General features: G+C 67.8%; 12 protein-coding genes. 2 read left to right on the top strand and 10 right to left on the bottom strand.

All coding sequences use genetic code 11. The annotated features are described in order from the left end of the window. Positions 1-171 precede the first annotated feature (171 nt). From G369_RS0127440 to G369_RS0127425, 4 genes are all read right to left on the bottom strand, one after another. On the bottom strand, positions 172-828 hold the full coding sequence (locus tag G369_RS0127440) for a nucleotidyl transferase AbiEii/AbiGii toxin family protein (RefSeq protein ID WP_019657271.1): 657 nt from the start codon (positions 826-828) through the stop codon (positions 172-174). Continuing rightward, positions 825-1,316 carry a helix-turn-helix domain-containing protein gene (locus G369_RS0127435; protein ID WP_026346683.1) on the bottom strand — a complete coding sequence of 164 codons (492 nt, stop codon included), beginning with the start codon at positions 1,314-1,316 and terminating at the stop codon, positions 825-827. The genes G369_RS0127440 and G369_RS0127435 overlap by 4 nt, the downstream gene beginning before the upstream one ends. Positions 1,317-1,773: 457 nt before the next feature. Further along, positions 1,774-2,469, bottom strand: coding sequence for an alpha/beta fold hydrolase (locus tag G369_RS36415; protein ID WP_208604407.1), 696 nt, complete (start codon positions 2,467-2,469; stop codon positions 1,774-1,776). Between the two features lie 19 nt (positions 2,470-2,488). Next, entirely contained in the window at positions 2,489-4,954 is a 2,466-nt protein-coding gene (locus tag G369_RS0127425; RefSeq protein WP_019657270.1) for a catalase, read from the bottom strand. A 304-nt stretch (positions 4,955-5,258) separates the two neighbouring features. On the opposite strand from G369_RS0127425, the gene G369_RS0127420 reads away from it, so the two are divergent. Together G369_RS0127420 and G369_RS0127415 are read left to right on the top strand one after the other, a co-directional pair. Beyond that, the gene (locus G369_RS0127420) at positions 5,259-5,978 is read left to right on the top strand and encodes a glycosyltransferase family 2 protein (RefSeq protein WP_019657269.1); all 720 of its coding nucleotides are present in this window, start codon (positions 5,259-5,261) and stop codon (positions 5,976-5,978) included. Positions 5,979-6,000: 22 nt separating this feature from the next. Next, positions 6,001-6,300, top strand: a complete 300-nt coding sequence (locus G369_RS0127415) for a DUF2934 domain-containing protein (protein WP_080647920.1) — start codon at positions 6,001-6,003, stop codon at positions 6,298-6,300. A gap of 138 nt (positions 6,301-6,438) precedes the next feature. Here the strand turns inward: G369_RS0127415 and G369_RS0127410 are convergent, their stop codons facing one another. The 6 genes from G369_RS0127410 to G369_RS0127385 all read right to left on the bottom strand — a co-directional run bounded on the left by G369_RS0127410 (position 6,439) and on the right by G369_RS0127385 (position 11,962). Continuing rightward, positions 6,439-6,678, bottom strand: coding sequence for a hypothetical protein (locus G369_RS0127410; protein WP_019657267.1), 240 nt, complete (start codon positions 6,676-6,678; stop codon positions 6,439-6,441). A 46-nt stretch (positions 6,679-6,724) separates the two neighbouring features. Next, complete coding sequence (locus G369_RS0127405; RefSeq protein ID WP_026346682.1) at positions 6,725-7,330, bottom strand: class I SAM-dependent DNA methyltransferase; 606 nt, start codon at positions 7,328-7,330, stop codon at positions 6,725-6,727. Beyond that, the gene (locus tag G369_RS39270) at positions 7,327-8,094 is read right to left on the bottom strand and encodes a PIG-L deacetylase family protein (protein WP_019657265.1); all 768 of its coding nucleotides are present in this window, start codon (positions 8,092-8,094) and stop codon (positions 7,327-7,329) included. Before G369_RS39270 ends, G369_RS0127405 begins: the two co-directional genes overlap by 4 nt. Next, a complete protein-coding gene (locus G369_RS39585; RefSeq protein WP_019657264.1) occupies positions 8,082-9,101 on the bottom strand; it encodes an acyl-CoA dehydrogenase family protein in 1,020 nt (339 codons plus the stop codon). The genes G369_RS39270 and G369_RS39585 overlap by 13 nt, the downstream gene beginning before the upstream one ends. Positions 9,102-9,444: 343 nt before the next feature. Then, entirely contained in the window at positions 9,445-11,220 is a 1,776-nt protein-coding gene (locus tag G369_RS0127390; RefSeq protein ID WP_019657263.1) for a GMC family oxidoreductase, read from the bottom strand. Position 11,221: 1 nt separating this feature from the next. Further along, on the bottom strand, positions 11,222-11,962 hold the full coding sequence (locus G369_RS0127385) for a gluconate 2-dehydrogenase subunit 3 family protein (RefSeq protein WP_019657262.1): 741 nt from the start codon (positions 11,960-11,962) through the stop codon (positions 11,222-11,224). Positions 11,963-11,994 lie beyond the last annotated feature (32 nt).

Here is an 11,994-nt window from a genome sequence, read left to right as displayed (position 1 = left end):
CGCGCGGCGCTTGCCCTCCTTGCAACACAGATCCATCACCGAACAGGAACATGTCCACGCTCCCGCATCGGGCGCCTTTTTGCCAGTGCAGAAGCTGCCCTCCTTTCAGAACGGACAGGGCTTTAGCCCCGGGGCTGTAAGGTCACGAGCGCTTTCGCGTTCGCTTGATGGCTACAGGCTGTCCAGGAATCGGCCGACCACAGTTACGCAGTGTTCGAAGGCCGGCGTGTAGTCCAGTGCAGCGATGGCGTCGAACGCGACGAGCAACCCGGGATGCGGCTGCCGGATCTGGGACAGGAACGCCTCTCGGTGACGCAACAGGAACGGCGTCGCCGCCAGGAGCTGTTGAGGCTCGCGCTCGACCACGAGCGCCAGATCGAACAGATCGCGCGCCGTGGCACGGTCGCCGCGGTGGTACATCTTCTTGGCGATAATTTCGACTGCCGTCTCCACTCTCACCGTGCGACCGCCGATGTCCCAGGTCTCCCAGGCATCGGCCAGCAGGTTCGGGGATGCCACGAAATCGACCTCGCCGTCCTCGAACTGCAGTTTGACGAACGCGCCGGGCTGCTCGGTGTAGTCCTGCGTCAGGTCCGCCGCCGTGTCGCTCAATCGCGGCGTAACGAAACCGAGGTACTGGGGATCGGGAACGAAGATATCGATGTCCTTGCTCAGGCGGTGGCGGTAACGGAACATCAGCACGGTCCCGCCGCCAAAGGTCCAGAATGGATCGGCGACCCCGCCATAACGGGTGATCTCATCAATCAACGCCAGCGCGCGCGGAAGGAGCTTCTCCCAAGCACCGGCGGGCAGCGGTCCTGGCTTCATGCCCACAACGCTCGCCGATGCACAGACAACGCGTCGGCCAGCTTTGCCACGTTCCGCCAGATCCGCCTCGGTGGCAGGTGCGCACGCGAGGCCGTTTCCTCCACAGCCATCACCACGATGGGCACCGGCGCTTCGTCGAGCAGGTGGATCAGATGCGGGACAAAGGGGGCCGTGACTTCGCCGCTTGCGAGAACCTCTTCGAGCGCCTCGGGCCCCAGTTCACGCGCATAGCTGACGCTGGCCGTCTTGGCCGCCATCCACAGCCCGCGCTTCTTGCGCCGCACCAGCGTATCGGGCTTGGGAGTGTCCAGGCCCAGCACGGCCATCACCTGCCCCACACGGTTGACGCCCAGATCGCTCAGCGTGCCGTTCTCCAAGCCGACGAGGGTCTGACGAGACAGGCCGCTCAAGTGCGCCAACTGCGCCTGCGACATACCCAGTTCAACGCGACGCGCTCGTACAGCATCACCGATGTCGTGGAGGTTCATGGCAGCCCGCGATCAGATATGTCTAAAATATTGGACATATTACGCCTTTATCTTCCTGCATGCAAAGATGGGCAATCCGACCGAGGGATGGATGGGGACATCCCGCTTCAATCTCCACGCTTCTATGGCCACGCGACCAGAGAGAGCGCCGCAGGGCAAAGGAAACGCAAAGAAGATCCCTCTCCGTCGGGAAATCAATTCCGGTGCGCAAGCCGATTTGTTCCACATCGCTGGCCCATCGCGGTGTGGGGAAGCCGAAGCCCCTCAATGCTGAGGAACCATCGGTGTATAGGTTTCAGCGCCGAAGAAAATCCAGCAGCCGCGCCGCGAGTTCCACAGGCTTCTCCTCAGCCATGTGATGTCCGCAGTCGAGCGCGCCGCCTTGCAGGTCGCCCGCCCAGCGCGCCCACACGCCGAGCACATCGCCGTACAGCGCTTCCAGGTCGTCCTGCTTCGATCACATGCACAGCATCGGACACCGGACCTTCCGGCCGTGCCGGCGGTCTTCTTCGTCGTGCATGCGATCGATGCCCAGGCCCGCACGGTAGTCTTCGACAATCGCATGCACGGAGTCCAGGTCATGGATGGCTTGCCGAAAGTCTTCGAACGCTTCGGCGCCCATGTGCTTCGGCGATCCGCCATACCAGGCCTCGGGGTCGGCAAGGATCGCGCGCTCGGGCTTGTCGGACTGCGCATAGAAGAACCAGTGCCACCACCACTGCGCAAAGCGGGCGTTGCAGCGCTCCAGCGCCTCGACGATGGGGACCGCGTCCAGCACCACGAGGCGGCTGACCGCTTCCGGATGGTCCATGGCAGCCCGGAAGGCCACATAGGCACCGCGATCGTGGCCCACCATCGCGAAGCGCGAATGCCCGAGCCGCTGCATCAGCTGGACACAGTCGGCCGCCTTCGCGCGCTTGGACGCCCCCCCGTGGTCCAAGGTGTCCACCGGCTTGGACGATCTGCCGAAACCGCGCAGGTCGGGATAGACCACGGTGAAGTGCCTCGCCAGCAGCGGCGCCACCTGCGCCCAGGTGGCGTGCGTGCGCGGATGCCCATGCAGCAACAGCACGGGCGGACCGCTGCCGCCGTGGCGCACATGCAGCGTCGCGTCTTTCAGTGCCAGATCGGCTTCAGCGAATCCCTCGAACATGGTTCCAGGCTGGGGCCCCTCAGGCAGCCGGCGGGTCGTTCTCGCGTCCGAAATGCCTGTGCTGCCCCATGGCCGCAATGAACGCCTCGATAGCCTCCTCGGCGTCGACGGCATCGGCCAGGATGAGACCGGGATCTTCCGCACCATCGGGCAAGGTCATCGGGATCTGCGCTTGCGCCACCAGCGCGTCGGAGGCGCCCAGCGCCAGGATGGTCTTGCAGTGCCAGTACTGGTCGCGCAGGAACTCGAGCGTGTGGGCGTCGGCGTCCAGCGCCTCCACAGCGGCTGCACCGTCGGGCAGCACCAGGGCGTCGAACAGGAAACCGGGCGAGTTCTCCAGCGTCGCATCGACGGCGAACCGTTCTCCTGCCGCACCGATGCAGGTTCCGAGCCGCGCTCCGACGAGCCGTGGCACCGCGCCGGCCGCCACGAGCGACGAGACCACCTTGCCCAGCGATGCACCCTCGACGCCGTTGGCGACCAGGACCGCCACCTTGCGCGTGCGAATGCCGCCGTCACCCGGCCTCGCCATCAGCGACAGCGCAGGCGACTGATCGACCTCGGGCGTCGCAGGCGTCTCCAGGGCCTTGGGCAGCGGCGCCGGCAGTTCCATGCCCAGGTCCTGCGCAAGGCGCTGCGCGAGCTCGGGCGCCGCGTTCAGCAGGCTGGCCACGACACGCTCACGAACGGCCGGCACCGTGACCTTGGAGAGCTCGAAGCGGAAGGCGTTGCCGATGTGCGCCTGTTCGACGGGCGTCTGGCTTTCGAAGAAGAGGCGGGCCTGGGTGTAGTGGTCGGCGAACTTCTCGGGCTTGATGCGCACCTTGTCCGCGCTTTCCTTGGCATCGAGGCGGCGCGCGATGCTCGTGAATCCTTGCGCCGCGCCTGCCTGGAACGGACAACCGCCGGCCAGCGAGTTGGGCTCGTAGGCGACGCGCCCGCGATGGATCGCCTGTCGATGCATGCCGTCGCGCTGGTTGTTGTGCACCTGCGCGATCGGCGCATTGATCGGCAGCTCGTGGAAGTTGGGTCCGCCCAGGCGGCTGATCTGGGTGTCGACGTAGGAGTGAATGCGGCCGGCCAGCAGCGGATCGTTCGTGAAGTCGATGCCCGGCACGACGTGGGCCGTGCAGAAGGCCACCTGCTCCGTCTCCGCGAAGAAGTTGTCGGGATTGCGGTTGAGCACCATGCGCCCGACGATGCGCACCGGCACCAGCTCTTCCGGAACGATCTTGGTGGCGTCGAGGATGTCGAAGCTGAATTTCTCGGCCTGCTCCTCGGTGAAGATCTGCAGCCCCAGCTCCCACTCGGGATACTCACCGGCATCGATGGCTTCCCACAGGTCGCGGCGGTGGAAGTCGGGATCGGCGCCGGAGATCTTCACCGCCTCTTCCCACACGAGCGAATGCGTGCCCAGCTTCGGTTGCCAGTGGAACTTCACGAGAAAGGCCTCACCCTCCTCGTTGACGAGCCGGAAAGTGTGCACGCCGAAGCCCTGCATCATGCGATAGCTGCGCGGAATGGCGCGATCCGACATCTGCCACATCAGCATGTGGGTGGATTCGGGCATGAGCGATACGAAGTCCCAGAACGTGTCGTGCGCGCTGGCCGCCTGCGGCATCTGGTGGTGCGGCTCGGGCTTCACCGCATGCACCAGGTCCGGAAACTTCATCGCATCCTGGATGAAGAACACGGGCATGTTGTTGCCCACCAGGTCCCAGTTGCCTTCGTCCGTGTAGAACTTGACGGCGAAGCCGCGCACATCGCGAGCAGTGTCCTTCGAGCCGCGCTCGCCCGCCACGGTCGAGAAGCGAACGAACACCGGCGTCACCTTGCCGGCCTCCTTGAAGGGCGCCGCCTTGGTGAACTCGGTGAGCGGCTCGTAGCACTCGAAGAAGCCGTGCGCCCCCGAGCCGCGCGCGTGCACGATGCGTTCCGGGATGCGCTCGTGATCGAAGTGGGTGATCTTCTCGCGCAGGATGAAGTCTTCGAGCAGCACCGGACCGCGGGCGCCGGCCTTGAGCGAATTCTGGTTGTCCGCAATGGCCACGCCCTGGTTCGTCGTGAGCACCTGCCCACTCGAATCGACGCGCACGCGGTCAAGCGTGCCGATCGTCGCGTTGACGCCCTCGGGCGCCACAGTGCCCGTCTTGTCGGAATCGTTTTGTTCTGACAGGGTGCTCGCACCCGGCAGGCGTGACGGCGGCGCGACGGTGGCGCCGGCCGGCGTGGCCTGGGCGTTGGCTTCGCCGTGCTCGAGCGGCTTGTTGGGGTTGGAAGGCATTCCAGCGGCCAGCGCCTGCGTGTCGATGGCCTTCTGCGTGGGTGCATCGCCTCGGCCTGCCGCTTCGGGAGGGGGGCTGGCAGGGCCGCTGTCGGTATTGCGCGCGGCGGCGCGGGCCGCATCGATCTCGGCAGGGCTTGCGGCCGACCTGGCCGCGGGAGAAGAAGCTGGAGAAAGGGAGGTGGGGTTTTTCTTGGCCATGTCGCTCTCGTGAAGTGGGAGCGCGACGCTAGGAGCCCTGCAGGCACGGCGCTGTAGGAACGCACCGCGCGCAGGCCGCTGATAAACGGGCCGCGACGCGTTCGGCCCCGGGGCGGCAGGGCCTCCAGCAAGAGTGCCCGCCTCCCAGTGCGAACGAACACCGGCGCCGTTGCGGTGCGATGGGCCACCTGCACCCCAGCCTACAAATGCACCGCGTGCGTGCTGACGCGGCCCGGGTTGCTGCCCATTCAGTCTCGGAAGCATCCATCCCGCCCAGCGCATGCAACCGGAAAGAGAAACACGAATGATCGGAATCGCCGTCCCTGCGCACAACGAAGAAGCCTGCATCCGTGCCTGCCTGCGCGCCCTGGGCGATGCGGCCCGGCATCCTGGGCTGAACGGCGAAGCCGTCGAGATCGTCGTGGTCCTCGATGAATGCAGCGATGCCACGGGCATCCATGCCCACGCGTTCGGAGCCAGCACCGTGAGCATCCGGGCGCGCAACGTCGGCATGGCCCGCGCGGTGGGGGCCCAGGCGCTCCTGGAGCGCGGGGCCCGCTGGCTCGCCTTCACCGATGCCGACACGATGGTGTCAGCCTCGTGGCTCGTCGACCAACTCTCCCTGCGCTGCGATGCGGTGTGCGGCACCGTGGGCGTGGCCGACTGGACGCCCCACGGCGAGAACGCGCCGCTCCTGGCCGAGCACTTCCGGCGGACCTACACGGACGACGAAGACCATCCGCACGTGCACGGGGCCAACATGGGCGTGTCCGCGGCCGCCTACCGGCGAGCGGGCGGCTTCAGGCACCTGGCGTGCAGCGAAGACGTCGCGTTGGTGGATGCGCTCATCGCATCGGGCGCTCACGTCGCGCGCAGCGCGAAGCCGCGCGTGGTCACGAGCGCACGCAGGGAGGCGCGGGCTGCCGGCGGCTTCGCGGATGCGCTGATCCACGCCGTCGTCCAGCACCTGGAGGCGGTCTCGCAGCCCCTGGGCGTCTCGATGCGCGTTCCCGCGACCCCGTAGAACACCCTTTCAAGGAGCCCGCATGAAGCAAGACCCGAAATCCAGGCCCATGTCGCCTGTCAACATCGATCAGAACAGAGCCATCGGCCAGGACAGCCCCACCGAAGGCAGCCACATGGGCAAGGAAGCGCACAAGACGCAAGGCGCTCCTGGACAGGACGACCCGTCCGAGCGGACCGATGCAACGGACACCGGCCGCGAAGAAGCCATCCGCAAGGCGGCCTACGAGGCCTACCTGCGACGAGGCGACGCCCCTGGCAGCGCAACCGACGACTGGCTCGAAGCCGAAGCGCAGGTGGACAGGCAGCGCAGCAAACAGTAGCGCGACGGGCGAGTCGTCGGTTCCGGCATTGACCATCCGGCGACGCGCGCGGCAGATCCGGAGTCGCCGTTGTCGCGTCACTTGCAGAGTGCTCGCGCGGCATGTCGACGAGCCGCCGCGTGAAAGATCGGAGAGCGCCTACTTCGAAGGCTCCGTCTTGAGCAGGCCCCTGATGTTGAGCGCGGCCAGGCAGACCTGCAGCGCAATCAGCGCAAAGGCGGAGCTGTGCCAGCCCCACGCCGTCCACAGCACGTTGCTCAGCAGGAACACCCAGAACCCCCAGTTCCGGCGCCGCCGCGTCTCGGATGCGACCAGCCAGGCCGCAGCAAGTGATGCCAGAAAGGCCGGCCACTGAATCAGATCGAGCATGTCGTCCATGAGCTTGTTCTCGTCGCGAATCCGGTTCGAACGCCAACGACGCCGGTCATCGGATGCCCTCGCGCTCGGCCACCGAGCGACCGTCGCGTCCCCAGACCTGCAGCACGAAGTCGTCCTCCTCGTGGAACACCAGGCGCGGCAGACCGAGCGCGGCCAGTGCCGCGTGGACTTCGTCCGTGGAAAGGCGCCGTTCGTCGAAATCCGGGCGCCAGTCACAGGCCACCAGCGTGCCATCGGCTTCGAGCGAGGCTTGGCAGCACTCGGCCACGCGACGCATCTCCTCCCGATCGAGGAAGTACCCCACCTCGCTCAGGACGATCAGGTCGAAGCGACCCGCGTCGCGCGGCCATTGCGCCGGAAGGATGTGCTGCACCACCTGCACGTTGGTCAGTGCACGGGTGCTCCTGCATGCGATCTCCACCGCCTGCGGCGAGAAATCGCTCGAGAGCAGGTGATCGCAGCGCTGCGAAAGCGCCTGCGTCAGCTCGCCGGTGCCGCAGCCGGGCTCGTAGGCACGCCGATACCGGGGCTGCGGCAAGGCCGCCAGCAGCAGCGCGCGCTTGCGGATCTCGTACCAGCGCTGTCGCACCGCGTAGGGATCCTCGCTGGCCGCATACATGCCGTCGAAATAAGGCCGCAACACGCCGCTCACACGAACATCACCTCGTAGGCGCGCTGCGCGCGGGCAATGGTAGTGGCCCTCAGCACAGGTCCGGCACCCGTCGAGGCATCACTCCACATCTGGCTGGCAAACGCCTGCACCGCGGCGCGCTTGCGCCGCACCGCGTCTTCATCCAGGTCGAGGCGAACGGCGTGCTGCCATGGCATGCGCGCATCGCCAGGACGCGCCCAGTGCCATCCCCACACGGGCACTTCCACCAGCCGCGCGCCCGCGCTCGCGGCGGCCAGCGCGCAGGCCTGCCCTGTCGCTTCATGGTCCGGATGGCCATCGCCTCGCCAGGTCGTGAACACCACGTCGCGCGGCCGAAGCAACGAGACGAGGCGCGCCGCCAACGTGCCGCGCAAGGGGGCCAGGCCACCGTCGGGCAAGCCCAGCCGCACGGGTTCGATCGACAGGCCCAGACGCCGCAGCGCCAGCCGGCTTTCGCGTGGACGCTGCATGGCGAGCCGCTCGACGGGCCACTCGGTCGATCCAGGATGACTGGCCGTGCCGTCGGTCACGGCAATCACCGCGACCCGCGCGTCGCCATCGCCCTCATCGTTCAATTGCGCGAGCAGGCCACCGACCGAGAGCACCTCGTCGTCGGGGTGCGGGGCCACCACGACGGCGCGCGCACCGCGCGGCACCAGCGTGCGCGCGTCGATACGGGGCAGCTGCGCCAGGCCAGGCCAGCCGTTCCACTCGGCTTCGGTGGTGCCTTCTCCTCGAATGCGCGGACGGGCTAGAGCTTCCACGAATCCGGCCCCTCCCCGTCGTCTGGCGCAGCGAGCGAGCCGAGTGCGGCAAGATCGCGCTCTGCGTGGCTTTGCCGCAGGAACACGGGCAGGTCGGCCATGGCCCGTGCGAAGGTGGGGTCGCGACACAGCGGCCCCGCACCCAGCGCCCTGCCCGCATGGCTCATGACCTCGTTGGCCGCCTGCTCCACGGCCAGGCGCGCGCGCAAAGCCACCTGGCTCGCATCGTCGCGCGGATGGCAGTCGATCCACGCGGCCGTCTCCCGCAGCAGTGCGGCCGCAGGCGTCAATGCCGCGTCGATGGCGCCGAGGTGTGCCAGCCGATGGGCATCGGGGGCCCTGCCCATGAGGCCGCGGACCTTTCGCGCGATGCCCCATGCGCCGCCGAACCAGCACGCGGCGATGCCCGCACCGCCTTGCCAGAACCCGGGGCGCTGCGTGTAGTCGCCGGGCTGTCCGAGCCAGCGGGCCCGTGCGCGGTCGAACCGGACATTCACGCTGGCCGAGGCAGCCATGCCCACGGCGTGCCATCCCTCGCCCGTCACCAGAACACCGGGCTGATCCATCTCAACCATGGCAAGGCAAGGCTTGCCGTCCCGGTTCCAGCAACTCACGACCGCGTGCGTGACGGCGGCGGCGCCGGAGCACCACGCCTTGGTGCCGCTCAGCCGGATGTCTTCACCGCCACCCTCCTCGTCTTCGGCCATCACGCGGGCATCCGGCGGCTCGGCGCACCATGTCGCCCAGCGCGCGCCTGCAGGGGCGATAGAGGCGCCACCCAGTTCGGCCTGGATCGCGAGCGCGTCCGCGTGCCCCTCGAAGAGCTTGACCAGCGAAAGATCATGGGCCGCCACTTCCGCCAGCACGCGCCACCGCGCCAGGGTGCGGCCGCCGCCCGGCATGGGCAGGACGTCCAGTCCCGCCTCCACGAGATGCCGCAGCGCCAGATCGCCGCCGAGCCGGGGCTGCAAGTGCCGCAGGTCGGTGTCGCTGGAGTGGTCGTACATGGATGATCGATGGAGACGGGAAGAACTTCGGGACAAGGTAGACAGGCGCCGCGCCGCCACCCGTCGGCGGGCCGCCCTCGCCTTTGTAGGAAGAACCGCGAGGCCCGGGCCCGTCTCTCCACGGTAGATCAGCGGCATGTCGGGCCGCCGGGTCTGCTGGCAGCTCCGAGGCAAACGCCGGCCGCAGTCCGTTGCCGGGACCCTTCGACCAGGAGACACGCCGCTCAAGCCCGCGCTGTTCAGGCCGGGCTTTTTTGCTCCAACCACCTGGACGCGATGGTTATGCAGCGCAGGCATTTGCCCCGCGTTGCAGCTCGCGGTCTTCGGTGTGCGCTCGCGCCTCTCAGGCCATCGGCCCGGGGGCCTTGAGATAGCGCTCGCGAATCGCCTTCGCCGACCAGTAGGTCAGCGCCGCCACCAGCCCGGTCGGGTTGTAGCCCAGGCCTTGCGGGAAGGCCGAGGCGCCCGGCACAAAGACGTTGTGCACGTCCCAGCTCTGCAGGTAGCGGTTGACCGCGCTGGTGCCCGGGTCGACGCCCATGATCGCGCCGCCGTTGAGGTGGGTCGTCTGGTAGCCCACGACGTCGAAGTGCTCGCCGAAGTTCTTGACGAGAACACGCAGGGACTTCGGGCCCATGGCCTCGGCGATGCGCTGCATCTTCTGCGCCATGAAGCGCGTCATGCGGATGTCGTTGTCCTTCCAGTCGAAGGTCATGCGAAGCAGCGGCAGGCCCCACGCGTCCTTGTAGGTCGGGTCCAGGCTCAGGTAGTTGTCGCGGTAGCTCATGTGCGCGCCGTGCGCATCCATCGAGATGGTGTGGTTGTAGTTGTCGGCCACGGCCTTCTTCCAGCCGCTGCCCCAGGCCGGCGCGCCGTCGGGCAGCGAGATGCCGCTGATGGGCTTGGCGCCGGCCTGGTTGACCCACATCGGCGAGCCGCCGACGAAGCCGGCCGGGCCGTGATCGAAGTTGTCGGCGTTGAAGTCGTCGATCGCGACGCCGTTGCCACCCGCGCCGATGAAGGGATTGGCGTGCACGTCCTTGTCGAAGTAGGCCTTGATGGTCGCCATGTTCTGGTAGGCGAAGTTGCGCCCCACCGTGCCCTGGCCGGTGGCCGGGTCGTATGGCGTGCCAATGCCGGACAGCAGCATCAGCCGCACGTTGTGGAGCTGGAAGGCCGCGATGACGACGATGTCGGCCGGCTGCTCGACCTCGCTGCCCTGCGCGTCGAGATAGGTCACGCCGGTCGCGCTGCGGCGGTCGCCCGAGAGGTTCACCCTGAGCACGTGGGCGTTGGTGCGCAGTTCGAAGTTCGGCGCCAGCCGCAGTGCCGGCAGCACGTTGACGTTGGGCGAGGCCTTCGAATAGTTGTAGCAGACGTAGCCGCTGCAGTAGCCGCAGAAGTTGCACGGCCCCATCTGGCAGCCGTAGGGGTTGGTGTAGGGTCCGGAGGCGTTGGCCGAGGGCAGGTCGTAGGGATGGTGGCCGAGCTTTCGCGCCGCCTCGCCGAAGCGCTGCGCCGACACCGTGCGCTTCTGCGGCGGCAGCGGGAAGTCGCTCGAGCGGTCCGGTGCGAACGGGTTGCCACCCTCGCCCACCCGCTTGCCCGCCACCGTCCATGCCGCGCCCGAAGTGCCGAAGACCTTCTCCGCGAAGTCGAAATGCGGCTCCAGCTCCTCGTAGCTGACGCCGAAGTCCTGGATGGTCATGCCCTCGGGAATGAACTTGCGGCCATAGCGTTCCTCGTAGTGGCTGCGCAGCCGCAGCTCGACGGGGTCCACCCGGAAGTGCACGCCCGACCAGTGCAGCCCCGCCCCGCCCACGCCGGTGCCCGGCAAGAAGGCGCCCAGCTGGCGATAGGGCAGCGCCGTGTCGTTCACACCGTGTCGCACGGTGACTGTTTCACGCGAGACGTCCTGGAAGAGCTTGCGGCGGATGCTGTAGGCCAGCTCGTCCAGCACCTTGGGATAGATGCCGTCGGTGGCGGTGTCGCGCATCGGTCCGCGCTCGAGCGCGACCACGTTCAGGCCGGCCTCGGTCAGCTCCTTGGCCATGATCGCCCCGGTCCAGCCGAAGCCGACGATCACCACGTCGGCCTTCTTCATCGTGCGCGCCGCCATCTCAGCCTCGCCTCCCGCTCAGGTCCACCGGCGGCAAGGGGTACGGAACGTCGCGCTCGACCCAGTCCATGAAGTCGGCGCGCACGCCGGGAAAGCCGATCAGCTTCCATCCGGCCCGGCCGCGGTTGCCGCCATGCACGGGATCGGCAAAGAAGCCTTCGCGCACGTTCTGCAGCAGCAGCGAAAAGAAAAGCCCGGCCGGCACGGTGTCGAACTGCGCCTGCCCTGCTTCGATGGCATGCAAGACCGCGTCCTGCGCATCCGCCGCGAGCTGGGCAAAGGGCTTGCCGTGCGCCTTTCGCACATGGCCATCGGCGGCGGCGAGGCCCAGCCGATAGATCTGCTGCGGCGTGAGCTGCGACTGGTAGCCCAGCGTGGCCGGCGCGTCGGCCTGGAACGGGCCCTGCATGTACCACAGCGCCCCCGCGGCCCAGGGCGTGTCCATCTGCCGGTCGATGAACTCCGGCACGCCTGCCTCGATCGCCCCAGGCCCCAGCGCGTCGCTCGGAATCAGCCGCCCGCTGGCGGCGCGGACGAAGGCCCATTCGTCCGCCGTGAAAAAGCGTGGCGTATAGGGCTGCGTTTCCGGGGCCGCACCCGCGCTGCCGGGCGTTGCCGCCGCCGGCCGGCTGTCGCAAGCGGGCAGCGCCACGGCGGCGAAGGTCGCTGCGCCCAGGCCCTTGAAGAGCCTGCGCCTGGAAGAGGAATCGGGGGAAGAATCGGGTGAGTTCGGTGCGGTCACGGGGATGCTCCTGTGTGTGTGGCGTCCAAGGC

It is taken from the genome of Variovorax atrisoli 110B (assembly GCF_000382045.1).
GTDB lineage: Bacteria > Pseudomonadota > Gammaproteobacteria > Burkholderiales > Burkholderiaceae_C > Variovorax > Variovorax atrisoli.
The sequence above is the reverse complement of the archived record's forward strand: the minus strand, read 5'-3'. Positions and strand labels throughout refer to the sequence as shown.

Excerpts from the sequence above, each read along its gene's own strand:
- G369_RS36415 (WP_208604407.1), bottom strand. The coding sequence starts at position 2,469 with ATGTTCGAGGGATTCGCTGAAGCCGATCTGGCACTGAAAGACGCGACG.
- G369_RS0127390 (WP_019657263.1), bottom strand. The coding sequence starts at position 11,220 with ATGGCGGCGCGCACGATGAAGAAGGCCGACGTGGTGATCGTCGGCTTC.
- G369_RS39585 (WP_019657264.1), bottom strand. The coding sequence starts at position 9,101 with ATGTACGACCACTCCAGCGACACCGACCTGCGGCACTTGCAGCCCCGG.
- G369_RS0127415 (WP_080647920.1), top strand. The coding sequence starts at position 6,001 with ATGAAGCAAGACCCGAAATCCAGGCCCATGTCGCCTGTCAACATCGAT.
- G369_RS0127435 (WP_026346683.1), bottom strand. The coding sequence starts at position 1,316 with ATGAACCTCCACGACATCGGTGATGCTGTACGAGCGCGTCGCGTTGAA.
- G369_RS0127410 (WP_019657267.1), bottom strand. The coding sequence starts at position 6,678 with ATGGACGACATGCTCGATCTGATTCAGTGGCCGGCCTTTCTGGCATCA.
- G369_RS0127425 (WP_019657270.1), bottom strand. The coding sequence starts at position 4,954 with ATGGCCAAGAAAAACCCCACCTCCCTTTCTCCAGCTTCTTCTCCCGCG.
- G369_RS0127420 (WP_019657269.1), top strand. The coding sequence starts at position 5,259 with ATGATCGGAATCGCCGTCCCTGCGCACAACGAAGAAGCCTGCATCCGT.
- G369_RS0127440 (WP_019657271.1), bottom strand. The coding sequence starts at position 828 with ATGAAGCCAGGACCGCTGCCCGCCGGTGCTTGGGAGAAGCTCCTTCCG.